This window comes from Emcibacter nanhaiensis (assembly GCF_006385175.1).
Classification (GTDB): domain Bacteria; phylum Pseudomonadota; class Alphaproteobacteria; order Sphingomonadales; family Emcibacteraceae; genus Emcibacter; species Emcibacter nanhaiensis.
This window is the reverse complement of the sequence record NZ_VFIY01000005.1, coordinates 387,932-410,825: the sequence shown is the minus strand read 5'-3', so window position 1 is coordinate 410,825 and position 22,894 is coordinate 387,932. Positions and strand designations below refer to the sequence as shown.

20 protein-coding genes are annotated in these 22,894 nt (G+C 57.2%); 3 read left to right on the top strand and 17 right to left on the bottom strand.

Features of this window, described 5'->3' with window-relative positions:
* Positions 1-42: 42 nt before the first annotated feature.
* Genes FIV46_RS05840 through FIV46_RS05825 form a run of 4 tightly spaced genes read right to left on the bottom strand, consistent with a single transcriptional unit; the run spans position 43 to position 2,753 of the window.
* A complete protein-coding gene (locus FIV46_RS05840) occupies positions 43-696 on the bottom strand; it encodes a peroxiredoxin (protein ID WP_139939371.1) in 654 nt (217 codons plus the stop codon).
* Between the two features lie 29 nt (positions 697-725).
* The gene (locus tag FIV46_RS05835; RefSeq protein WP_139939368.1) at positions 726-1,589 is read right to left on the bottom strand and encodes an MBL fold metallo-hydrolase; all 864 of its coding nucleotides are present in this window, start codon (positions 1,587-1,589) and stop codon (positions 726-728) included.
* Between the two features lie 37 nt (positions 1,590-1,626).
* Positions 1,627-2,082: an ArsR/SmtB family transcription factor gene (locus FIV46_RS05830; RefSeq protein ID WP_139939365.1), complete on the bottom strand. Its 456-nt coding sequence runs from the start codon at positions 2,080-2,082 to the stop codon at positions 1,627-1,629.
* Positions 2,079-2,753, bottom strand: a complete 675-nt coding sequence (locus FIV46_RS05825; RefSeq protein ID WP_139939362.1) for a peroxiredoxin — start codon at positions 2,751-2,753, stop codon at positions 2,079-2,081. The genes FIV46_RS05830 and FIV46_RS05825 overlap by 4 nt, the downstream gene beginning before the upstream one ends.
* 185 nt (positions 2,754-2,938) lie before the next feature.
* On the opposite strand from FIV46_RS05825, the gene FIV46_RS05820 reads away from it, so the two are divergent.
* Positions 2,939-5,845: a cation-translocating P-type ATPase gene (locus FIV46_RS05820; RefSeq protein WP_139939359.1), complete on the top strand. Its 2,907-nt coding sequence runs from the start codon at positions 2,939-2,941 to the stop codon at positions 5,843-5,845.
* Between the two features lie 76 nt (positions 5,846-5,921).
* Here FIV46_RS05820 and FIV46_RS05815 read toward each other — a convergent pair whose 3' ends face one another.
* Positions 5,922-8,312, bottom strand: a complete 2,391-nt coding sequence (locus FIV46_RS05815) for a TonB-dependent receptor (RefSeq protein ID WP_139939356.1) — start codon at positions 8,310-8,312, stop codon at positions 5,922-5,924.
* Between the two features lie 519 nt (positions 8,313-8,831).
* On the opposite strand from FIV46_RS05815, the gene FIV46_RS05810 reads away from it, so the two are divergent.
* Positions 8,832-10,202, top strand: a complete 1,371-nt coding sequence (locus FIV46_RS05810; protein ID WP_139939353.1) for a methyl-accepting chemotaxis protein — start codon at positions 8,832-8,834, stop codon at positions 10,200-10,202.
* A gap of 4 nt (positions 10,203-10,206) precedes the next feature.
* Here the strand turns inward: FIV46_RS05810 and FIV46_RS05805 are convergent, their stop codons facing one another.
* The gene (locus tag FIV46_RS05805; protein ID WP_139939350.1) at positions 10,207-10,398 is read right to left on the bottom strand and encodes a DUF2783 domain-containing protein; all 192 of its coding nucleotides are present in this window, start codon (positions 10,396-10,398) and stop codon (positions 10,207-10,209) included.
* Positions 10,395-12,056, bottom strand: coding sequence for an FAD-dependent monooxygenase (locus FIV46_RS05800; RefSeq protein WP_139939347.1), 1,662 nt, complete (start codon positions 12,054-12,056; stop codon positions 10,395-10,397). Before FIV46_RS05800 ends, FIV46_RS05805 begins: the two co-directional genes overlap by 4 nt.
* 156 nt (positions 12,057-12,212) lie before the next feature.
* Between FIV46_RS05800 and FIV46_RS05795 the strand changes: the two genes are divergently transcribed.
* On the top strand, positions 12,213-13,466 hold the full coding sequence (locus FIV46_RS05795; RefSeq protein WP_139939344.1) for an APC family permease: 1,254 nt from the start codon (positions 12,213-12,215) through the stop codon (positions 13,464-13,466).
* A gap of 9 nt (positions 13,467-13,475) precedes the next feature.
* On the opposite strand, the gene FIV46_RS05790 is transcribed toward FIV46_RS05795, so the two are convergent.
* From FIV46_RS05790 to FIV46_RS05745, 10 genes are all read right to left on the bottom strand, one after another.
* Positions 13,476-14,534, bottom strand: a complete 1,059-nt coding sequence (locus tag FIV46_RS05790; protein WP_139939341.1) for a sodium:calcium antiporter — start codon at positions 14,532-14,534, stop codon at positions 13,476-13,478.
* A gap of 36 nt (positions 14,535-14,570) precedes the next feature.
* Positions 14,571-14,888 carry a hypothetical protein gene (locus tag FIV46_RS05785; protein ID WP_139939338.1) on the bottom strand — a complete coding sequence of 106 codons (318 nt, stop codon included), beginning with the start codon at positions 14,886-14,888 and terminating at the stop codon, positions 14,571-14,573.
* Positions 14,889-14,891: 3 nt separating this feature from the next.
* Complete coding sequence (locus FIV46_RS05780; RefSeq protein ID WP_139939336.1) at positions 14,892-15,191, bottom strand: hypothetical protein; 300 nt, start codon at positions 15,189-15,191, stop codon at positions 14,892-14,894.
* Positions 15,192-15,399: 208 nt separating this feature from the next.
* Positions 15,400-17,343: a sensor histidine kinase gene (locus FIV46_RS05775; protein ID WP_139939333.1), complete on the bottom strand. Its 1,944-nt coding sequence runs from the start codon at positions 17,341-17,343 to the stop codon at positions 15,400-15,402.
* Positions 17,344-17,616: 273 nt separating this feature from the next.
* Entirely contained in the window at positions 17,617-18,285 is a 669-nt protein-coding gene (locus tag FIV46_RS05770; protein ID WP_219845910.1) for a 2OG-Fe(II) oxygenase, read from the bottom strand.
* A gap of 119 nt (positions 18,286-18,404) precedes the next feature.
* Positions 18,405-18,740, bottom strand: coding sequence for a zinc ribbon domain-containing protein YjdM (locus FIV46_RS05765; RefSeq protein ID WP_139939330.1), 336 nt, complete (start codon positions 18,738-18,740; stop codon positions 18,405-18,407).
* A 72-nt stretch (positions 18,741-18,812) separates the two neighbouring features.
* Positions 18,813-20,216 carry a M20/M25/M40 family metallo-hydrolase gene (locus FIV46_RS05760; RefSeq protein WP_139939327.1) on the bottom strand — a complete coding sequence of 468 codons (1,404 nt, stop codon included), beginning with the start codon at positions 20,214-20,216 and terminating at the stop codon, positions 18,813-18,815.
* Positions 20,217-20,304: 88 nt separating this feature from the next.
* Entirely contained in the window at positions 20,305-21,267 is a 963-nt protein-coding gene (locus FIV46_RS05755) for an HNH endonuclease (protein ID WP_219845908.1), read from the bottom strand.
* Between the two features lie 8 nt (positions 21,268-21,275).
* Positions 21,276-21,722, bottom strand: coding sequence for a thermonuclease family protein (locus FIV46_RS05750; protein WP_139939324.1), 447 nt, complete (start codon positions 21,720-21,722; stop codon positions 21,276-21,278).
* A gap of 293 nt (positions 21,723-22,015) precedes the next feature.
* Positions 22,016-22,672, bottom strand: coding sequence for an outer membrane beta-barrel protein (locus FIV46_RS05745; RefSeq protein ID WP_181163073.1), 657 nt, complete (start codon positions 22,670-22,672; stop codon positions 22,016-22,018).
* Positions 22,673-22,894: the final 222 nt, after the last annotated feature.

The following is a 22,894-nucleotide window of genomic DNA, read 5'->3' as shown; positions in this document are numbered from 1 at the left end:
TTGGCAGGAAGGCCGTGACCTTCCTGCCGGAATGATAGTGGATTAGAGGTCTTTCTTGCTGAAATACCAGTCGGTATACTCGTAACCTTCACCGGAGCGGGCTTCAGCAGCTTCTGCTGTCGCCGGCGGCGGCACGATGACCTTTTCACCCGGTTTCCAGTTTTCCGGTGTGGCGACACCATTTTCGTCTGCAGTCTGCAGGGCTTCCAGCAGGCGGACAAATTCGTCGATGGAGCGGCCGTTGCTCATGGGATAATAAACCATGGCCCGCAGCTTGCCTTCGGGATCAATGAAGAAGGTCGCCCGCACCGCAGAGGTATCGCTCGCACCCGGCTGGATCATGCCGTAGGCATTGGCCACATTCATGGACAGGTCCTCGATAATCGGGAACGGAATGTCGACGCCGAATTTTTCCTTGATGTTCCGCACCCAGGCGATATGGGCAAAGTTACTGTCGATGGACAGGCCAAGCAGATCGCAGTTCAGGGACTGGAACTTGTCATAGCGCTGGGCAAAGCCCATGAATTCCGTGGTACAGACCGGGGTAAAGTCGGCCGGATGTGAAAACAGAATCAGCCAGCGCCCCTTGTAGTCATCCAGTTTCTTTTGACCGTGGGTGGTTTTGGCGTCAAATTGCGGCGCCGGTTTGTTCAGTTCCGGCATGGCCGGACGGAAAGTTTGCTGAGTCTCTTCCATGATAATTTTCCTTTCAGTGTTAAATCGGGTCAAAGAGCGTTTACGGGTAACTTGAGATACTGCACTCCATTGTCTTCTGCCGGCGGCAGTTCACCGGCCCGCATATTGACCTGCACGGACTGCAGGATCAGTCGCGGCATATCCAGGGTCTTGTCCCGTTCAGTGCGCATCTCCACAAATTCATCTTCGCTGATGCCTTCATGCACATGAACGTTGGCAGCCTTTTCCTCGGCCACCGTGGTTTCCCAGATATATTCGTCACGCCCCGGCGCCTTGTAATCATGGCACATGAACAGACGGGTCTCGTCCGGCAGGGCAAAAATCTTCTGAATGGACCGGTACAGGGTCCGGGCATCGCCGCCCGGGAAATCAGCCCGGGCCGTGCCGTAATCGGGCATAAACAAGGTGTCACCGACAAAGGCGGCATCGCCGACAACGTAGGTCATACAGGCCGGGGTATGACCCGGGGTATGGACCGCAACAGCCGTCAGGTTGCCGATCCGGAAGGTGGCACCATCTTCGAATAATACATCAAACTGGCTGCCGTCGCGCTCAAATTCAGTGCCGGCATTGAATATTTTTCCGAAAGTTTCCTGTACAATCAGGATATGAGAACCGATGGCCAGTTTGCCGCCAACCTTCTCTTTCAGGTAAGGCGCCGCAGACAGGTGGTCGGCATGGACATGGGTCTCCAGGATCCATTCCACCTCGAAACCCTTTTCGCGGACATATTCGATGATCCGGTCGGCGGACTCGGTGTTGGTCCGGGAGGAATTGGGATTGTAATCCAGCACGGAATCGACAATAGCGCATTTTGACGTGGTCGGATCGCTCACCACATAACTCACCGTAAAGGTATATTCATCAAAAAAAGCTTTTACATCTGGTTTCATGGTTATTTCTCCTTGCAGCCCTGTCGGAGCCTGCTTTTCAGTCTTTCCGGTAGGGATCCGGATTGATCCTCAGCCGTCCACTTCGCCGTGCCGGCGCCTTTCTGCCAACCGACGCAAATTCAGCGGCATTTTTTTTCGCAGCCTGTGATGCTTTATAGGTTTGCTCAAAGGCCGGCGGGATGCATTTTCCCTCGGCGCAGCTCACACAGAGTGCCGACACAAGATCGCTCAACCGCTCATCCGCCAGCCGGTAAAAAACCGCCTTGGACTCCCGGGTGGTACTCACCAGCCCCTGCTCCCTGAGCCGGGCCAGTTCCCGGGACAGGCCCGGTTGCTTGACGCCGGTGTTCTGCTCGATCTCGCTCACTGAACGTTCTCCTTCCATCAGCTCACAGGCAATCAGGAGCCGGTTGGGGTGAGACAGCACCTTCAGCAGTGCTGAAATTTCATCAGCGCGGTCGCGCAGTTTTTCAAGGGCCTGGGTTTCACTCATTCCGTTGCCTCTGAATAATACCAGTCTTTTGTTACACTACTTTGGCCGGAAGACAGCCTCTGCTTCATGGTTTCCAGTGTGATCGGCGGCGCCTTGAGCAGGCGATCGCCCGGCTTCCAGCCTTCGGGGGCGGCCAACCCTTCCGCCGCCGTTGCCTGCAACGCCGACAGCACCCTGAGTAATTCATCCACTGACCGCCCCACATTCATGGGATAGTGGACCATTGCCTGAACAATCCCGTCGGGATCGATAAAAAATGCTGAACGTATCGCCGCCGTGCTGGTGGAATTTTCGTTGATCATTCCATAAGCCTCGGCAATGATCATGGACAAATCCTCGATAATGGGAAAGCTGATCGTCACGCCGAACTTGTCCTCGATATTCTGGATCCAGGCCAGATGGGCATAAATGCTGTCAACGGAAAGGCCCAGCAGCTCGCAATCGCGCCGGCGAAATTCTTTCGCGGCATTTTCAAAGGCGATAAACTCCGACGTACAAACCGGCGTAAAATCCGCCGGGTGGGAAAACAGCAACAGCCACTTCCCACGGTAGTCATCCAGAGACTTGACGCCCATTGTCGTGCGCGCCGTGAAGGCGGGAGCCCGCTCGCCAATGCGCAAATATTGTCTTACGGCCGGCTGGTTTTCTTCTCCAGAATAAGTCTCACTCATGGCGGCGCTCACTTGTTTGTTTCAGTTCATATTTTGTTAATATATTACATTATACATAATTGTAAAGTATAAAATAAAAAAATAACAAAAATATCACAAAAAACCCGCCACAGTACGCTGTGGCAGGCTCAAAATAGGGAAGGATTTATTGTTCAGTTCTGTTGAGCACGGCGGATTTTCGCCACATGGCGGATGCCGAGAGCAAAAAGCTCAACGCCAGGGGCGCGCTGGTATGGCGGAAAATGTCCCTGGAAAAAATGCAGGCTATCGCCGAGGCCTACCCGCCAAAGGAAGAGATCGACCTTGAGGGACCGGCTGACCTCTTTACAACCTTGCCAGAAGATGGAATCGTAATGTCCAGAGTGTCGAACGATTCCCGGATACTGCCCCGACAGGTCCTGTTTTACCGGGATTACATCAAAAGGACATTCAGCCAGCTAATTTCAACCCAGGATTTTGCGACCTCCCGCCCCATGGAACTCATTACCCCTTCGGCCGATGCGCCCCCCACCCCGTCTTGGCACTGCATCAGTGAACAGGAAGTGCTGGCTTTTCTCCAGACCGATGAGGGCGGCCTTTCCGGACAGCAGGTTGCTGTATTGCGTGCAAAATGGGGCGCCAACCGGCTGCCGGAAGGAAAAGAAAAAAAACTCTGGCAGATTGTCCTCAACCAGTTCCTCAACCCCCTGATCTATCTGCTGCTGATCGCCGCCGTCCTGGCCTGGCTGATCGGCGAACGGGTGGATTCCTATTTTATTTTCGGCGTACTGGCCTTCAACGCGGTAGTCGGCACCTTCCAGGAATGGCGGGCGGAAAAAAGCGCCCGGGCCTTGCAGAAGTTCATGCGCACCATGGTCCAGGTGCACCGCGACGGGCACTGGCAGGCTGTCGACAGCACCGAACTGGTCCCGGGTGATATCGTCAAGCTGGAGGCGGGACAGAAGATCGCCGCCGACCTCAGGATTCTGGAGGGACGGGAGCTGACCGCCAATGAATCCCTGCTGACCGGGGAATCCACGCCGGTCCACAAGAAGGTTGCCCGTGACCTCCCCGCCGACCTGGTGCTGGCCGACCGGGAGAATATGCTGCACGCCGGCAGTGAGCTGGAAGCCGGCAGCGGCATGGCCGTCGTCGTTTCAACCGGCATGCAGACGGCGCTCGGCAATATCGCCGAAGCACTCAGCACCGAAGATGTCTCCCGGCCGCCCCTGATCCTGCGCATGGAAAGATTCTCCAACCGGCTGATGCTGTTCACCGTCGTCCTGATGGCGGTCCTGAGCATTTATCTTTATCTGCAAGGCCATTCCGCGGTCTCCATCTTCATGCTGGTGGTGGCGCTGGCCGTGGCGGCGGTGCCCGAAGGTCTGCCCGTGGCGGTGACTGTCGCGCTGGCCGCCGGCATGCACAGGATGGCCCGGAAAAATGTCATTGTCCGGCAAATGCCCGCCGCCGAAGGACTCGGCGCCTGCAGCATGATCTTCAGCGACAAGACCGGCACCATGACCCAGAACAAACTGGTTGTGCAGGCCGTGAGACTGGCCGACGGCGAACAATTCACCCTTGGTGAAAAGCCCCTTTCGCCAAGAGCCCGAATTGCACTCTGGCGCGCCGGCGCCGTCGCCGCCCTGTGCAATGAAACCAGCGACGACGGCGACGAACTGGCCGGCGACAGTGTCGATATCGCCTTCATCCATTTCGCCCGGACTGTCGGGGTCCGGCAGAAAAAGCTGCTTCATCACTTCGCTTCCCTGAGCCTGATCCCGTTTGACGCCCGCCGCCGTTATGCCGCCAGTTTTCACAAGTTCCATGATCGCACCCTGGCCGCCGTCAAGGGAGCGCCGGAAGCCCTGGCCCCGCTGTGCCGCGGCGACACCTCGGGCTGGCTCGCTGAAGCGGAGCGCATGGCCGCTGACGGCTACCGGGTGCTGGCGCTGGCCGGAGGTGAAGTGCAATATACCGATGAAACCTTCCTCAGGGACCTGGAATTTATCGGCTTGGTCGGCCTGATCGATCCGGTCCGGCCGGAGGTCCCCGCCGCCGTCGCCCGCTGCAAGGAAGCCGGGGTGAAAGTCTGCATGATCACCGGCGACCATCCGGCCACTGCCTTGGCCATCTGCCGGGAAATTGGGCTTGCTTCCGACATTTCCGAAGTTGTAACCGGCCGGGAAATCGCTGCCCTGGCGGAAAATCCGGAAGCACTCCGCGCCAAAGTCAGGGAAGCCCGGGTCTTCGCCCGGGTGGAGCCGCTGCAGAAGCGGCAGATCATCCAGGCCGCCATGGCGGAAGGACATTTCGTCGCGGTGACCGGCGACGGGGTCAACGACGCCCCCGCCCTCAAGGACGCCAATATCGGTGTCGCCATGGGCAAAGGCGGTACCGACATGGCCCGCAATGCCGCCGACCTGATCATCACCGACGACAATTTCGCCTCCATCGTCGACGGCATCGAGGAAGGCCGCGTCGCCTACAGCAATGTGCGCAAGTTGATTTATCTGCTGATTACCACCGGCCTCGGCGAGATCGTCCTGGTTCTGCTCAGTCTGGCCATGGGACTGCCGCTGCCGCTGACCGCGATACAGCTGCTGTGGCTGAACCTGGTATCCAATGGCATCCAGGATGTGGCGCTGGCCATTGAAAAGGGCGAGCCCGGCCTGATGTCACGGCCGCCACGTCCGGCCAGTGAAGGCATCTTCAACCGGCGCATGATTCGGCAGATCACCGTCCACGGCCTCTATATCGGTGCGGCCGCCTGCGGTGTATTCTGGTTCAGCCTCACCCATCTCGGCCTTACGGAATTTGACGCCCGCAACCTGACCCTGCTGGTAATGATCATGTTTGAAAACGCGCATGTGTTCAATGCCCGCAGCGAGACCCGCTCGGTGTTTCGCATCCCCTTTTCCGCCAACTGGTGGGTGATCGGCGCCGTGTTCGCCACCCAGGCCCTGCACACCACGGCCATGCATATTCCGCTGGCGCAGCAGATTCTGGACATTGGTCCGGTCTCCCCGGCAACCTGGTTCGAACTTTTGGGAATGGCGCTGGGACTGATCCTGCTCAACGAGATCTTCAAGCTGATATACCGCCGGGAGTGATCGACCGGCGTACAAAAGAAAGGAGATGCGACAGTGCCGCATCTCCAGATAGCTTAAACCCAATTTATGTCCGGGATCAGAAGCGGGCCCGGGCGGTCAGACCGAAGGTCCGCGGCTGGTTGGTACGGAAGCCAAGGCGGGCACGTCCACCGCGCTCGCGGTCGAAGGACAGGTTGGCATTTTCGTCCAGCAGGTTGTTGACGTAAGCCACCAGCTCCCAGCTTTCCAGGATAACACCGGCGCTCAGGTTGACAGTCTCATAGCTGTCCAGCTCCAGATCCAGAACTGTTGCATCTGTACCTGTCGCACCGCCAAACGGCAGGCCGGAGACGAAGGTACCGGCTCCCGGCTCCTGGTCGGACGGCTGGGTATAGATGCTGCCGCGATGCTGGAAGGTGGCTGATACATAGCCTTCCGCACCAGCATCAACCATTTCAAGCGGGAAGTAATAGGTTGCCGTTGCCGCCAGGTTGAATTCCGGAGTGGAGGCCAAGCGGTTACCGTCACGCACGCCGCCGAGAACCGTACCGGTGCCATCAACCACGGTTGAGTCAAACTGGGATTCCAGAATGCTGGTGGCAATGGACAGGTCCAGGCCTTCGGTCGGCTGGAACTTGAACTCACCTTCCAGGCCCATGGTGTGGGCATCAGGCACGTTGAAGGAAATCCTGGAAGAACAGGATCCGGCATCCAGCGTGACCTGCAGGTCGTTGATCTTGGTGTAGAAGGCGGCCGCGTTCAGGGACATCTTGTCCGTTTTGACCTTTACGCCGGCTTCATAGTTCCAGGTTGTTTCATCGCCATAATCCTGGAAATCACCAAAGATCGCCAGGTCCTCTGCGGAACAAAGCGGTGTGTTCAGCGGATCGTTCACCCCGCCAAGACGGAACCCTTTGGAGACCTGGGCGTTCAGGGTCACCTCTTCGCTGACATCATAGCTGGCCAGGAACCGCGGGGAGAAGCCGTCAGAGGATGTGTCATCCATCTGACCGATAATGCCACTGCCGAACAGGCCGACAATGGTCGCCGTCCGGTCTTCGTTATAGTCATAATAACGACCGCCGACAGTCAGCTGCAGCCGGTCGGTAACGTCGTAAGTGGCTTCACCGAAGAGCGCCACCTGCTCCAGGGTATAGTCAAGTGTTGAATAATAGGGTGAATCCGCAGGACCAACGCCGGCAGAAGTCGCCGCAGCAGTCCCGGCCCCAAGAACGGCGTCCGTGTAGGCGTCATAGCCCGGTGTCGGCAGGAACTGCTCATAGCCGCGATCGGTTTTGGCGTAGAAGCCGCCAACCACCCACTGCAGCGGACCATCGCCGTTGGAACTCAGGCGGATTTCCTGGGTGAACTGTTCCACCTTGGTGGTGTCGCGCAGGTTGGACGGCAGCAGAACGGCTGCATCCGGATAGCCGAGATCAACAGACACACTGCCGGTCAGGGCGCTGGCGTCGCGGCTGACCAGGATGTCACGGTCTGTGTAGCTGGAAACAGACGTCACATCAAAGCCGTCAAAGCTGCCTTCAATAACCGCATCGGCAATGAAGGTTTCATCTTCAAAGGCTTCGCGGAGCAGCAGGAACTGCTGGCGCTCGTCAAAAGTTACCGGCGTGCGGGTTGTGGTGAAGGGATTGGCATAGAGGTTGAAAACTTCCTGGCGGTTAAAGCCGTCCATGTCAATTTTCTGGTAGATCACACGCGGCGTAATGGACCAGGTATCACTGGGTTCAAAACGCAGGGCGATACGGCCGCCGGTGCGGTTGCCGCTGTTCACATTCTCGTCAACGCTGCCATCTTCGCGCAGAGCATCAATAAAGCCGCCGTATTCGGTATGATAACCGACGATACGCAGGGCCGCTTTGTCAGCAATCGGGGCATTGACCATACCCTTGATATGGCCGCCAACACCGCCGCCGTCGATCACATTCAGTTCACCTTCCGCGGTGCCTTCGAAACCATCCAGGTCCGGCTGGCTGGTGATATAGCGGATGGTGCCGCCAACAGAACCGGAACCAAACAGGGTGCCCTGCGGACCACGCAGAACTTCCACCCGGTTCAGGTCATAGAGGTCGATATCCGGTGTAAACAGGGACAGGGAGATGACGGATTCATCAAGATAAACCCCCACCTGCTCTTTCACACCCGGCTGGTCGCGGACGATCTGGCCGGCGGAAACGCCGCGGATCGCCACCTGGCTCTGGCCCGGGCCGAGGTTCTGGATCATCAGGCCGGCCACATTGCGGGCAACGTCTTCAAGGTTCTGGGACCCGGTACGCTGGATATCGGCGCCGGTCAGGGCGTTGATGGAAAAGGGCACGTCCTGGATTGTGGACGCCCTTTTTGTCGCGGTCACGGTGATTTCTTCCAGCACCATTTCGTCATTTTCTTCGGCCACTGCTGCAGCATTGGCCAGCAGGGTGCCTGCAACAGCAGTACCCGCAAGAGTCAGAATTTTTCTGCTAAGTTTCATGGTCTTTGTTTCCTCCGATTTTGTCTTGTTCCAGTCCATCTCACTTTACTGGCGGCAATCACAGGACTGGATGCAATCGCCGAAAAAGGGATAAATATTATTTTTTTACTGCCTTATTGACTGGGCAACCTCCCGCCAGAGGGGAGGATACGCGCAAAAGCCGCGAAATGTCCTTGCATTTTCGCATACCGTTCCGCATGAAAATAGAAACATTATTCTATAATACAAAGAAATTTAGAAGATTATGCCTTTTTAGGGTGATTTTATAAAAATTATGCTCCGCCGTCCGGAAATTTCTACATAAATAATCAGGAATATGCAACCTTTTTAAACAAACGTTTCAGCGACAGGTGTCGCCAGCTGTATCTTCCCGAGTAACAGGCTTCACATTCAAAAGTGGTAAAAATAAGATTTTTCGAAAATTCTTCCTATTTTTTGAGATTGATTAACCAAATTTTGACTTTGGAAAAATAGATTTCCCCTACCGAGTTTGAACCAACGTGTGTACGGAAAAGTATAATGCATAATAATAACCGGGAGGCCATCGAACAGTCTCTCACCCTGATCCTGGAGGGGAAATTTGAAGACGTTCCCGCAGGAATCTGCCCGATCTCAAATCTCATCAAATCCATTGCCGACAGCAACCTGCAGAGGGTTCGCAAAAACCTGAACCGGACGGTTCAGATGTCTGTGACGGCCAACCAGGGCGTTGCCGGTGTCGCCGAAATGATGCGGGATATCAAGGAAGTTGACTCCCAGTCTCACTCCATCGCCGGCGCCGTTGACAGCCTGACCCATTCTGTCGACGAAATCTACCGAAACACCAGCGATGCCGCCCAGGAGATCGCCAGCGTTTCGGAATGCGCGACCGCCAGCCTTGATGCTGCCCAGAAAGCCCAGGGCGCCATGGGTGAAATTGCCGACTCCGTGGAGCATGCCGCCGGCAAGGTCAACGACCTCTCTCTGGCCTCCGAGGACATTGGCAAGATCGTCAAGGATATCGAGGATATCGCCAAACAGACCAACCTGCTGGCGCTCAATGCCACCATCGAGGCCGCCCGCGCCGGCGAGGCCGGAAAAGGGTTCGCCGTAGTGGCCAACGAAGTGAAAAACCTGGCCAGCCAGACTGCGGAAGCGACCGAAACCATTCGCAACCGCATCGAAAACCTGCGCAGTGAAATGGCCGCCATTGTTTCCGCCATGAACGAAGGAAACGAGAAAGCCTCCCAGGGCAAGGAAATCATCGATGCTTCTGCCGGGGAAATGACCCGCATTTCCGATAAAGTCCATGTGGTCAGCAGCCGCATTGCCAAAATCAACGGCATCCTGGAACAACAGATCTCCGATACCCAGAATGTCGCCAGGGGCGCCCAGACCATTGCCGTCATGAGCGCCGCCAACGTTAAAAAAATCAACCAGGTCATTGATGTCCTGGAAGCGACCGAGGCGCCGATCCTTGATGGGGTTAACGATCTCATTGAAAGGGGAGGCAAGCGCGCCACAGTCTGTGCGGCCAAATCCGACCATATGATCTGGATGCGCAAACTGTCACAGATGCTGGCCGGGCGCATCTCACTCAACGCCGACGAACTGTCCGACCACCACAGCTGCCGGCTTGGCAAATGGTATGACCAGCAGAATGACCCGGGACTGACCTCCCTGCCGCAATGGGCCGCGCTGAAGGAACCGCACCGGGCCGTGCACGAGGCCGGGATCCGCGCCACCCGGCTGTTCAACCGGGGAGACATTGACGGCGCCGTCGAGGCGGTCCATGAAGCCGACGCCGCGTCACAGAAAGTGATGGAAATTCTCGACAAGCTGAGTTCGGAACACCACAACCTGCCGAGCCATGCGCCGGCACAGACCATCCTGCAGGCGATGGCAGGCTAGTTTTTCAACCGTCGAGCAGGCCCTCCCGGGCATTCAGGAGGGCCTGCTCGACCTCTTCCGGATCGCCGATCTTGTGGGCCAGGATCATCACCAGCTTGGCCAGCAGCAGGGCGTGTTTCTCTTCCCCCACTTCATCGAGCACCTCCGCCAGCCGGTCATAGGTCTTTTCCAGATCTTCGAACGCCATATCCGTCATTTGCTTTCTCCCAGCGCAATGTGCACGGCGTCCCGCACCTCCCCGGGGACAATCTTTTTCCAGCGGGCGGCAATGTGGCGATCCGGCCGGATCAGATAGAAGCTCCCGGTCCCGGCGCCATAGGCGGCAAATATACCTGCATGATCGGCACGGCCAAGAACCACAGGGGTAAAGGCGTCACCATCCGCCTGCAGTTCACCGAACAGTTTTTCAATGTCGCCCGGCACATTGCCGTCTTCGGAAAAATAAAAACCGCTGAAACCCCGTCCCAGGTGATCGAGCAGGTAATCATCCGCGCCCAGCCGCTGGTTCACGGCCGGAGCCCCGGCGGACGGTCCCGCGTCAAACGCCGCATCCCGCTCTGGAAAACTGGTCAGCGGGCTTTCCGCATAGGTGTAGGGCTGCACCTGGCGCGGGTCGGCAAAACGTTTGGTGAAGTCGTTATTGACTGCCAGTGACAAGACCGCTTCGCGCATCAGCGCATAACCCGGCGTCGGCGGCGTCATGAAGCGGGCACTTTTGCCCGCATTGGCAAACACATCCAGGGTCGCGCCGCGTCGCTCCGGTGTATAGCTGTCGAGCAACGCCTCCGGCGCGGCTCCTTTCAGCACATAGGCCAGTTTCCAGGCCGCATTGACCGCATCGGCAAACCCGTTGTTCAGGCCCCTGACCCCGAAGATCGGCACAATATGGCCGGAATCGCCGATGAACATCACCCGGCCGTGGCGATAATCATCCAGGCACAGGGTATTGGCGGTATAGATGCTCCACCATTCCAGCTGCCAGTCGCCGGTGTGGCCGACCATGTCGAGGATCGCCTGCACCCTGGTGCGGATATTTTCCTCGCGGACCGCCTCCTCGGCGCTCTCCCCTTCCTGCAGTTGGTAGTCGATGCGCCAGATATTGTCCGGCTGTTTGTGGATCAGGATGGTGGCGTCCGGGTTGGCGGAAGACCGGAAAAAAGAGCGCCGTTCGGTGGGGAAATCATGGTTCATCTGCACGTCGGCAATGACATAGTTGCCTTCCAGGTTTTTGCCCTGGAGCGACAGGCCGCACATCTTGCGGATCGTGCTGCGGGCCCCGTCCGCCGCCAGGAGCCAGTCTGCCGCGAGTTCGTAGTCGCCCTCCGGTGTCTCCACGGTCAGGCGTACACCTGTCTCCTTCCGCTCGAGCGCGGTGACCCGGCTTTGCCAGCGCAGGTCGATCAGACCGGGGTAGTCGGCCGCCTTATCGACCAGAAACTGCTCGATATATTGCTGCTGGATATTATACATGGGCTTGAACCGTTCATCTTCGGAATGAGGCATTTCCAGCCGGTAAATCATCTTGTCCCTGTAGAAACACTGGCCGTGGGTCCAGCCCAGGCTCTTGTCCAGAAACGGCGCCACCACCCCCAGCTGCTGCAGGGTCTCAAAGCTGTTGCGGGAGATACAGATCGCCCGGCTGCCGTCATTGAGCGTGTCCTTGTCGTCCAGCACCACCGAGCGGATACCGCGCCGGGCCAGCTCCAGCGCCGCGGTGAGGCCGACCGGCCCGGCACCGACAATTGCCACCGGGTGACCGAGTTTCTGCCCGTCCAGTTCCGGCGGCCGCCGGAACGGAAAGGTCGGATAGTCAAAATACAGGGAATCATAAAGTCCCTTGCCCTTGGGTCTCATTTTGTGTCTCGTCTAGCTCAAAAACTGTTCCCCCGAGTAGACCAGACCGCCAGCTGCCTTGTCCACCATTAACCCGTCATACTTTAGGGTCAAAAACAACTGCCTTTGCATGTTTTTCCCTGTAAAATATCCCCAAGGAAACGCAGGGAGGGAGCGATGAGGCAAACGAATTACGGCGGCAACGGTAGGCTCAGACGCAGTATCAACCTGCCGTTTCTGGTCTTTTACGGCCTCGGCACCATCGTCGGCGGCGGCATCTACGCCATGACCGGCAAGGTCGCGGGCATCGCCGGCCTGTACGCGCCGGTGGCCTTCCTGATCTCCGCCTCCATCGCCCTGATTACCGCCTTCTCCTATGCTGAAATGGCCGGCCGTTACCCGCTCAGCGCCGGCGAAGTCCGCTATGTGGACGCCGGTTTCTCAAGACGCCGTTTCTCCATGCTGATCGGCTGGATGATCATTTTCACCGGCATTGTGTCCTCCGCCACACTGGCCAACGCGACGGCAGGATTTATCGTCGATTTCATTGAGTTGCCGGTCCTGCCGCTCCGGGCCGGGATTATCCTGCTGCTGGGGCTGATCGCCTGCTGGGGGATCCGGGAATCGGTCTCGCTGGTCGCGATCATCACCCTGATCGAGGTGGGTGGCCTGCTGCTGGTGGTGGTGCTGTCGCGCCAGGAGCTGGCCACCATCGGTACCCGCTGGCGAGAGCTTCTGCCCCCAGTAGGGGCCGGCGATCTCGCCATCTGGAGCTCCATATTCAGCGCCGCCTTCCTGGCTTTCTATACCTTCATCGGATTTGAGGATATGGTCAATGTGGCCGAGGAAGTGAAGGACGTGCGCCGCACCCTGCCGGCGGCGATCCTGATCTGCATCTTCCTGTCCATGACCCTGTATGTGCTGGTGGCGCTGGCCGCGGTCCTGACCGTGCCGCCACAGGAGTTGGCGCAGAGCAATACGCCGCTCGCCACCATTGCGTCCTGGTCGGACCATATGCTGCCGCCCTGGCTGCTGGGCGCGATCAGCATCCTGGCCACGATCAACGGCATCCTGGTGCAGATCATCATGAGTTCCCGGGTCCTGCACGGCATGGCCAACGGCAACGAAGCCCCCGCTGTGTTTCGCCGGGTCAACAGCTTCACCCGCACGCCGCTGGAGGCCAGCCTGTTCGTGATCGGGCTGGTGCTGTTTTTCTCGCTGGTGCTGGACCTCGCCACCCTGGCCAAGACCACCAGCGCAGTCATCCTGTTTGTCTTTGCCGCGGTGAATGCCTCCCTACTGAAACTGAAGTGGACCGGCAAAGCCGCGCCGGATGGTGTGTTCACCACCTGGTGGGGGGTACCGCTGCTCGGCTTCATAAGCTGCAGCGGAATGTTGCTGTTCAAGCTCGTTGAATTCCTGCCGCTCTGACGCCCACGGCTATCTGAACCAGTAAAATACCCCGAGACTGGCGAGATAGACCAGCAGCACCAGTGCCGAATCGACACCCATCTTGAAGATTTTCCCCTTGCGGCGGATCAACAGGCCGAGGCAATAGATGGCCGTCACCAGGATTCCCGAGCCGAGGGCCAGCGCGGCGGAATAATCGATTTCATTGAGGATCGGGCCGGGCCGGTAAAAAATGTCCGCCGGCAGAATCAGGAATACCATGATCAGGTTGCTGCCCAGGATATTGGAAATGGCCATAGTATAGGCGCGGATGCGCACGGCGGCGATGGTGGTGCTGAGCTCCGGCAGGGAGGTGGTCGCCGCCAGCAGGGTGACGCCGATGAAGCTGCTGCCGAGACCGGTCTGATCCGCCAGCGTCTCCGCGGTGTGGGTCAGCAAGACGCCGATGACCAGGATAAACACCGCCGATAACAGAATGGCAACATACAGGCTGCTCAACGGCTTGTGGTCATAATGGTTGTTGCGTTCAGCGCCTTCTTGCTCTTCCTCCGGGTTGGGCAGGTCGACCGGGCTCCACACTTCCGCAGTGACGAATTTCTGGATGATGAAGATGGACAACAGATACAGGCCCGCCAGCAGCAGAGCCGACAGGCCGATGCCCCCCGGCAGGGCGGTGTCGCCGGTAGTAAACAACAGCAGCAAGAACGTCAGCATCAGGATCAGGAACAGCCCCTCGATCACCGGGGTCGGCTTGCGGGGATAGGTGGTCAGCGCCGCATGGACGACAAACATGTCGGCCACCGCCAGAATGGCGGTCTGCATGCTGATGCCGCCGAACATATTGTTGAGCGCCAGTTCGGCATTGCCGGCCAGCGCCGCCGTCACCGTGGTGACCATTTCCGGCAATTCGGTGATGATCGCCAGCACGCCGAGCCCCATCAGGGCGCGGGCGATTTTCGTCTGCTCCGCCAGGGCGTCCACCAGATAGGACAGGCGGGTACCGGTAAACCAGATCACCGTGGCAAAAGCGCAGAACAACAGCAGGTTGAACGCCATCGGCAGGCTATGAAAAAAGCTGGAAAGATCCATCCTGTCAGCCCCGCACCACTAAGTTACCTCATCGCCTCAGGATTCCCCATGGTCCCAGGCCAGCTTCCGGTCCAGTTGTGCCATAACATGGTCCAGGCTGCCGGACGTGAGGTCCTGGCCTGACGGATCCAGGGCGTAATATTCATCCTGTTCCCGGTGGCGGCCGATCTGCAGCACAAGTTCCTCCACGGCGCCGCCGCGATAGATTTCAAACAGGGGATCGCCCTGCTCACTTTCGGTCCAGTGAAAACGGGTTGCCCGGCCGCGGGCAATCTCGTGGGCGCCGTAGCTTTCCAGCTTTTGACGGTCGTCGTTGCTGATCAAATTGTCCGGGAGCTTGATGATATCAGCCATGGTTTACCCTTCTGTCCGCATTCGGGCTTGAATTTCTGGTTGAAAGCAGTCTAACCCTGCAGCGGCAGGATAAACAACCTCTATATTGCCTGCGGCAGCACCTGTTCCCGTGTCGTCATAAATTTTTGCACCCTCTCCGGCTTCCGGTGTGGCCTTGCCGAAGGCAAAATCCAGAAAGCCGGCGTCACAGGTCGGTCGCGGCGGTCTGACGGACAGGCTTTCCCGAAAGCTGACGGCATGGCGGAACGCTGTTTCCAGCGCTTTCTGCTCCTGTCGCCCGCCCTGCTTGTTCTTGGTTTTCATCTAGTCTCACTCCAGAAGTTCCAGAGAACGCCGGACGAAATTATTGTTCAACACATCAGGCGTTCGGTTCCTGACATATTTCTAGCGGGATGGGAAACCAGATGCTGTGATCTGCAGCACAGAGGAAAAAAATCGACAGCTGCAAATGCCATCACTGCCTGGAGGGGATGTGGATTTCAGAGATTTCCCAGCGGCTGGGAAATAGATCTTATCGGTCGGCATCCTGCATTTCTGCAGTCTGCGGCAGACCTTCCCGATCCGCCGCCATCGGGAAGGAAACAGAGACACAGGTCCCCTCACCGGGGGCGCTTTCAATTTCCACATGGCCGCCCTGCAGTTCCGCCAGCTGTTTGACGATCGCAAGTCCCAGACCGACCCCTTCATGGTTGCGGGCATAACTCATATCGGCCTGCACAAACGGCTGGAAAACTTTCTTCACATCCTCTTCGCTCATACCAATACCGGTATCGCGGACAAACATTTCGATTTCTTTGCCTTTGCGCCGCGCCCCAAGTTCAATCGTTCCCCCGGGATCGGTAAATTTCACCGAATTGGTCAGCAGATTAATCAGGATTTGGCCGGTGTGGCGTTCATCCAGATAAACGTCCGGAAGGTCCTCTTCCCTGTTGACGCTCAGCTTGATGCATTTGTTATGGGCTCTTTCCGAAATATATTTCAGGCTCTTGTCCAGAAGCTGTGATGGACTGATCCAGTCGGATCGAAGGTCAATGGTGCCCACTTCAATGCGGGAGAGATCGAGAATATCATTGATGATGGAGAGCAGATGTTCCCCGCTGTCCTTTATATAGCCGACATATTCCTTATATTTCGCGTCCAGCTCGCCGAAAATACCGTCCTTCATGCTGCTGCTGAAGCCGATAATAGCATTCAGCGGCGTCCGCAGTTCATGACTCATGGTGGCCAGGAACTGGGACTTGGCGCGGTTGGCCGCTTCCGCCCTGCTATGGGCTTCGGACAGGGCCTTTTCCCGGTGCCAGTTTTCCGTAATATCCTGCACCGTACCGGTCATACGTAACGGTTTTTCCATCTCGTCCCGCAAGACCTCTCCCAGTTCATGAACGATTTTTTCTTCACCGTCAGGCGTGCGGATGCGATGAATGATATTGTAAGGCTTGCAATACTCGACGGCATTGGCCACGGCTTTTTCCACCTTTGACCTGTCCTCCGGGTGAATGCTTTCCAGGAACGCAGGATAGGACGCGCCGAAAGCGTTGGGTGTCCGGCCGAAGATGCGAAAAGCTTCGTCCGACCAATACAGGTCGTCCGTCTCCATATCCCATTCCCAGCTTCCCAGGTGAGAAATTTGCTGCGCCCGCGCCAGACTGCGTTCGCTTTTTCTCAGTGCGTCGTTGGTTTCCGCAAGCCTGGTCACATCCATCGCCTCAAGAACGATGAGTTTTTCGTCATAGCCGTCGATGGAAAATTTCTTCAGGCTGATATCGAGAGAAATTTTTTTCCCGTCCGGCGAGACTATTTTTGCCTGCAATTTGCCAAACCGTCCCCCTTCCAGGGTGCCAAGTTCCCGCCGGAGCCGGGCCCGGTCAATATCATCCTTCCAGAACGCGCATTCCCAGATGTACATTCCCAGGCAACAATCCTGATCGGGGCCCAAAATATCAAAGGCCGTGTTGTTGGCTTCCCGAACCCTGCCTTCTTCATCTATCAGGAAGATCAGCCGGTTGGAGCTGTTGAACAGGGCCTCGAATTTTGATTTCTGTTCGGACAGCTTTCTTTCCCGGTCCATCCTGTGGGAAATATCCCGACAGATCGCCGAAAATTGTATCTGGTCAGAGTTGTGATGCTGGATGGCAATATGCAGGGGAATCAAACCACCGCCCTTGGACTTGCCATAAAAGACCTTGCGATCTCCCATCATGCGGGACGGGTTGCTTTCTGTTTTAAAGGCGTTTACATGACGCCGGTGAATCCGGGCCACACCGTCAGGCAGCAGGACATCGAGCTTTTTCCCGACGATTTCCTCGCTGCGATAGCCGAAAATACCCTCGGCCCCCTTGTTAAAAAGAGTGATCTTCTGGTCCTTGTCCAGGGCAATAAAAGCATCAACGGAGTTCTCAAAAATCTCCAGAAGAACGGTGCTTTCCTTGTCGAGAATATTCCAGTCGAGTGTCATCTTATGAATAGACCCCCCGGGAAAGGCCTGTAACTTCGCAGGCGCCAGTCCATGTGCACAATGGATAGAAATTATCCGGAAAACCGTTGAAATACAAACGGCTAACTGCTTTTCGGTATTTACAAAGATTACCCATATACACCCACAGCTACTCCCAGACAAGCCCTGACTGGTCAGCCTAGCATGCTTAGGGTTAATTTTTTCCTAATATTTGCAGGCCAGGGATATTCTAATATTTCTTGACCGGAGGAACCTGCTGTCCCGGCCCGACGGCTACAGGAGCGGCGTTTCCAGCGGCCGGACCCGGAACCAGCCGGCGATGGACAGCCGTTCCGTGCGGCAGGGCAGCACCTCATGGGGCATTTCCTCAGCGAGGAAAATGGCCAGGGTGCCGAAGGCCGGGGCCGTCGCCACCGGCGCGGCGGCGTCCGGATAGAGGATGATCTCGCCACCATCGCCCGGCGCCCAGTCATGGTTGAGATAGGCGACCAGGGAGAGGACCCGGTTGGCCTCGCCCGGGAAAGCGTCAAGATGGCGGCGGTAGAAATCGCCCTCGCCGTAGCGGGCATAGTGGCTTTCGAAGCTGGTGAGGCCCAGGAACAGGCGACAGTTGAGATAGAGCCGCAGCTCGTCGGCCCAGTCGAGCCAGGCCCGGCCGGCCGGGCGCTCACCGGTGATCCAGCTGATCTCGTCGCGGCGGATGCTGGTGTTTTTCTGGCGGGTCTTCTCGCGGCCGATGCGGGCCGGGCGAAAGTCGCGGGCCGGAAACTCGGGCAGTTGCCCGGCCAGGATATAGTCCAGTTGGTCGGACAGGCCGCCGGTATAGAGGCAATAGCCCTTGTCCTCCAGCTCCCGGGCAATATGCTCGAACAGGCGCTGATCAGCACCGCCCTCGAGGGAACTCCCGCGGCCGGGACGCGGGGAAAGAGGCAAAGAGGTCACAGGTAATCATCACTCCGAAGGGCGCCCTTTCCCACAGGCAGCGATGCGCCAAAACCGTTATCCGGCGCAATTTACACCCGTTTCGAAGCTGTCACAATCAAATAGTGATCAGGCCGACTTCAGTCCTGGACCTTGCGCACGAACTCGGACTTGAGGCCCATGGAGCCGATGCCGTCGATCTTGCAGTCGATGTCATGATCGCCCTCGACCAGGCGGATGTTCTTGACCTTGGTGCCGACCTTGACCGTGGAAGAGGAGCCCTTCACTTTCAGGTCCTTGATCACGGTCACGGTATCGCCGTCGGACAGGATATTGCCGACGCTGTCGCGCACCACATTTTCCTCGGCCGCCTGGGCCGGGTTCCATTCATGGCCGCATTCCGGGCAGATCAGCAGCGCCCCGTCCTCATAGGCATAGGGGCTGTTACATTTCGGGCAGGGCGGCAGTTCGCTCATGACGGTATCCTTTGCACAAAGAAAATCAGGAGCCCTGTATAGGACTCCTGATCCATAAGAGCAACCGGGAAGTTACTTCCCGCCAGCGAGGGTCTTGAGAATAATGCTCCAGTGATCAAGCGCGCCGGTGAAGGCCGCTTTGGTCACCCGCTCGTTGAGGCCGTGGGCATACATCTCGTTCGGGTCCATAAACAGGCTCGAGACCCCCCAGGTGGGGATGCCGTTTTTGCGGAACTGCTTGCCGTCGGTGCCGCCGGATTCCATATAGGGGATCAGCTTCAGGCCGGGGTAGCGGGCATGCACCGCTTTGGCCACCGCCGCCATGACGTCGGCGCGGGGCTCGGAAATCGGGCTTGCGTCCGCATCGCCGAGGATTTTGAACTCCAGCTTGTCATTGGCCACCACTTTTTTCAGCACCTGCTCCACCTCGGCCACCTTGACGCCGGGGAAAATGCGGCAGTTGACCGTGGCGGTCGCCGACTGCGGCAGGGCGTTTTCCGCATGGCCGCCGCGCAGCATGGTCACCACGCAGGTGGTGCGGGTGGTGCCCACATAGGAAGATTCCGTCCACAGCCGGTCGGAGGCCGCCGTATCCTCGGGATTATCGGCAAAGGCGATCATGGCCGCGCCCAGTTCACCGCCCACCTTCTGGCCGGTTTCGCGGAAATAATTGAGCGTCATGTCGCTCCAGCGCACCGGAAAGCGATGGGCCTGGATTTTCCTGATGGCGTCGGCCAGGTCGTAGATGGCGTTATCCGGACGCGGGCGCGAGCTGTGGCCGCCGGGATTGGTGGCGGTCACTTCCCAGGTGGCATAGGTCTTTTCCGCCGCCTGCACCCCATAGGCGACGGGCGTGCCGTCCGCCTCCAGCATGCCGCCGCCGGCATCGGTATTGAGCGCATATTCCGCGGTCGAGAGCACCGGATGGGCGGCCAGCATTTTCGTGCTGACCATGCCGGTTTCCTCGTCACCGGAAAAGGCCAGGTAAATATCCCGGTTCGGCACAAAGCCTTCCTTTTTGAGGCGGATGAAGGTGGCGGTCGCCTGGGCGATGCCGAACTTGTCGTCCTCGGAGCCGCGGCCAAAATAATGGGTGTCATCCTCGGTCAGGGTGAAGGGCGGGCGCTCCCAGTCGGCGGGATTGGCCTCGACCACATCCATGTGACCGAGGATCAGGATCGGCTTTTTGCCGCTGAAGCTGTCACCGCGCAGGCGGGCGATCAGCGCCGGCACGCCGTCGGTCATCACCACCTGCACGTCCTCTTTGGGGAAGCCGGCGGCCAGCAGCTGGTCCGCCAGATAATGGGCCACCGCCGGCGCGCCACCGCTGGTTTTCGAGCTGTCGATCTCGACAATATGCTTGTAGATCTCGAAAGTCTTTTGGGCATGGTCGGAGTCGGACGCGGCGGCAAGGGCCGTTCCGGAGGTGAAACAAATGAGGCCGATGAAGGCCGGTAGCAGGCGGGCAAGGCGCATGATGATATCCCCTGAGGTTATTATTTTTTGCAGGCGTTCAGATCAAAAAAGCCTACGGCGCGGGCGCGGGGATGTCAATTGGGGGGAACTATCCCTTGAAAAATGTTTTTCTATGAAACTCCAAATATCTTGGATGAGGGAAAAACTCAGATCTCTCCGGCAAGGTTATTCTTCCAGAGGAGTTCAACAAATGCTTCACTTGCGGAGGTAAATACTCGTCGGCTGTCAGTATTCTATATTCGTCATCTAGCGACAAAAGACCCCTATCAAACATCCAATGAACGGTACCGGATAAAGCTAGGCCATTTCGGATGGAATCTGGTCCCTTATCAGCCACAGGCATAATATGCGCGGCTTGAACTTCTGGACGCCCCCCACCATTAATAATTTTCAGTCCTGTCATTGCGCAGGTTTCATTATAGGCATGTCTTACAGAAAAACGAAACGCGTCATCTCTAAACGGGCGAGCTACCAATTTTTCAACAATTGGGCGCTCAAACTCCTGTTGCTCACCTTCTCCAAATTCTTGAACTGGTTCCGCATTACGCCTGTAGTATTTTTCTTCACCAATCAAGGAAAATTCAAAACCGGCCCGCAAAATAGCTTCATACTCATGATCCTCTATATTACGTACGGCTCGGCCAAAAGCACCTTTATTAGTACTCCCATCCTCTTTTACCAGTCCGCCCTCATAATAAAAATCACCTTCCTTGAACGAAACCATATGATCGAAATCCAGGTATTTTTCTATCTTTGCGTAGTAATGGCCCTCATTGTGCAGATCACTTTTAATATCTGCAATCTTACCTACCGCAAAGTAAGCCTGTTTTCCGCCAGCCTTATTCAAATGCGTAGATAATCGTCTTGGCTCATAATATATGAACCAGTCACCCAATGAGTTCCGGATTTGATTTAGATAAGTCTGTGGGAAATGATACCATTCCTCCCTTTTGTCATTGTAGGAAGAATCTGGTTTTAGTGTTAAAATTGCCTTGACCATTAATACAACCCCTGTGGTTGTAAGGGTGCCCAAAAAAGCAATTTTTGTCACTCAAAAACTTACCGTCTCCGCTGGCGATACTCATAGGGCTCGAGGAATTCCCCGTTCCAGATGCCGCGCCCGGCCTCTTTGGCGCGGGATTGTTCCGCAGCATAGTCACGGGAGAAATAAAGGTAGGCGATAGCCTGTCCACGCTCCACCATGCGGGCATTGAGGTCGGTGCCCCCGCCGACGAAACATTTGGCCACGGCGCGGCCGTATTCATCTTGCTCGCCACTGTGGCAGGTAACCGGCCGCCCGGCAATCAGGCTTTCAAGATAACGCTTGGCTTCATGGCCGCAGGAATAAGCGTTTCCGTTCCGGGCACAATTCTGACTTAACTCCGGAGCATCAATCCCCTGAAGCCGAATACGGCGGCTGTGAATGCTGAGAGTGTCGCCGTCGATCACAACTGCCGGACCGGAGATTGTTTCCCCACCGGCAAAATCGCTTTGACTGAAAGGCATCACGATTGCGGTGCTTCGATCCCAAACATTCACAGGCAACGAAAAATGTATGACGCCCCCGGCGACAAGGCCAACCGAGGCAGCAACAAAGACATCGAGACCGAATGGTCTTCTTCTGCGGAATTTGAGAATTTTCCCCACTCTAACTCCCTCATCTCCTGGACGTTTCCAGAGAGTCTAGCTTGAGCAAGTTAGCAAAAGGTTATTTCATCGCCGCCCCCCATGATTTGCCCCGGCCCCTGCGCCCTGACCCTGATGTTCCTCAACCAGGGCCGGGACGCCGCGGCGAGCGCCTAGAAGCTGTAGCCCACCGACAGGCCGAGCCTGTGGGAAAAGACATAGTCATCATATTCGTCAGCGACGAAATAGCCGCTGGCGTTGACGCCGACAGTCCAGCCCGAGCCCGGGAATTTGTAATAGGCGCCGGCGGTCAGGCCGTACAGGGTGTCGCTGTCGGACGAGCTGTGGCTGGTCAGTCCTTCGGCGGCGGCATCAGGCTCCCAGGACACGTCATAATCGCCGGAGCGGCCGCCGATGGTGGGGCCTGCGAAATAGGCGAGCCGGCCGCCGCTGTCAAATTCCGAAATGCCGCCCAGCACCAGCGACACTGTATAGACGGTGAGCGTTTCCTTCGCCTCGCCGCTGAAGTTCCGGGTGCCGTTATTGAAGGCGAGGTCATTGGACTTTTCCAGTCCGAAGGTGACATTGGCATTGACGCCGAGCGACAGGCCGCCCCAGACTTTTTTCAGGTACAGGGCATCGGCGCCGAAGCCGAAATGGCTGTTGTCGCCGTAACTGTCGTCTTTGAAGGTGGCGAGGCTGCCGCCGACAAAGGCAAAGGAGTCCGCCCGGCCGTCGTCCGCCCGGGCCCCGGTGGCCAGGGAAGCCGCCAGCAGCAGCGGAAGGATAGTGACGGCTGTGAAACGATGGTTTTTGTGATTATTTTTCAAAGTGATATCCCCATGGTTTTGTGGTTTATGTGTGCCTCCTTTGTAGGGCCCGCCGGAAATATGACAATATTGTTACAGTAAGCTTTCCGGATGTTACCGTAACAGTATGGCGGGTTCGCAAAATCACCATAATTCTGCAGGCGAAATCATTGAAAAATCGATCTGCGTCGCGGCTTTTTTGCATCAAAAAGCCGCGGCGGAAATCTACCACAGGTAGAAAGT

What these genes read in the sequence shown, in the direction of transcription:
- FIV46_RS05815 (WP_139939356.1), bottom strand. Translation starts at nt 8,312, where the DNA reads ATGAAACTTAGCAGAAAAATTCTGACTCTTGCGGGTACTGCTGTTGCA.
- FIV46_RS05760 (WP_139939327.1), bottom strand. Translation starts at nt 20,216, where the DNA reads ATGCGCCTTGCCCGCCTGCTACCGGCCTTCATCGGCCTCATTTGTTTC.
- FIV46_RS05790 (WP_139939341.1), bottom strand. Translation starts at nt 14,534, where the DNA reads ATGGATCTTTCCAGCTTTTTTCATAGCCTGCCGATGGCGTTCAACCTG.
- FIV46_RS05835 (WP_139939368.1), bottom strand. Translation starts at nt 1,589, where the DNA reads ATGAAACCAGATGTAAAAGCTTTTTTTGATGAATATACCTTTACGGTG.
- FIV46_RS05805 (WP_139939350.1), bottom strand. Translation starts at nt 10,398, where the DNA reads ATGACGGATATGGCGTTCGAAGATCTGGAAAAGACCTATGACCGGCTG.
- FIV46_RS05825 (WP_139939362.1), bottom strand. Translation starts at nt 2,753, where the DNA reads ATGAGTGAGACTTATTCTGGAGAAGAAAACCAGCCGGCCGTAAGACAA.
- FIV46_RS05765 (WP_139939330.1), bottom strand. Translation starts at nt 18,740, where the DNA reads ATGAGCGAACTGCCGCCCTGCCCGAAATGTAACAGCCCCTATGCCTAT.
- FIV46_RS05830 (WP_139939365.1), bottom strand. Translation starts at nt 2,082, where the DNA reads ATGAGTGAAACCCAGGCCCTTGAAAAACTGCGCGACCGCGCTGATGAA.
- FIV46_RS05795 (WP_139939344.1), top strand. Translation starts at nt 12,213, where the DNA reads ATGAGGCAAACGAATTACGGCGGCAACGGTAGGCTCAGACGCAGTATC.
- FIV46_RS05785 (WP_139939338.1), bottom strand. Translation starts at nt 14,888, where the DNA reads ATGGCTGATATCATCAAGCTCCCGGACAATTTGATCAGCAACGACGAC.
- FIV46_RS05800 (WP_139939347.1), bottom strand. Translation starts at nt 12,056, where the DNA reads ATGAGACCCAAGGGCAAGGGACTTTATGATTCCCTGTATTTTGACTAT.
- FIV46_RS05780 (WP_139939336.1), bottom strand. Translation starts at nt 15,191, where the DNA reads ATGAAAACCAAGAACAAGCAGGGCGGGCGACAGGAGCAGAAAGCGCTG.
- FIV46_RS05820 (WP_139939359.1), top strand. Translation starts at nt 2,939, where the DNA reads ATGGCGGATGCCGAGAGCAAAAAGCTCAACGCCAGGGGCGCGCTGGTA.
- FIV46_RS05750 (WP_139939324.1), bottom strand. Translation starts at nt 21,722, where the DNA reads ATGCCTTTCAGTCAAAGCGATTTTGCCGGTGGGGAAACAATCTCCGGT.
- FIV46_RS05840 (WP_139939371.1), bottom strand. Translation starts at nt 696, where the DNA reads ATGGAAGAGACTCAGCAAACTTTCCGTCCGGCCATGCCGGAACTGAAC.
- FIV46_RS05775 (WP_139939333.1), bottom strand. Translation starts at nt 17,343, where the DNA reads ATGACACTCGACTGGAATATTCTCGACAAGGAAAGCACCGTTCTTCTG.
- FIV46_RS05810 (WP_139939353.1), top strand. Translation starts at nt 8,832, where the DNA reads ATGCATAATAATAACCGGGAGGCCATCGAACAGTCTCTCACCCTGATC.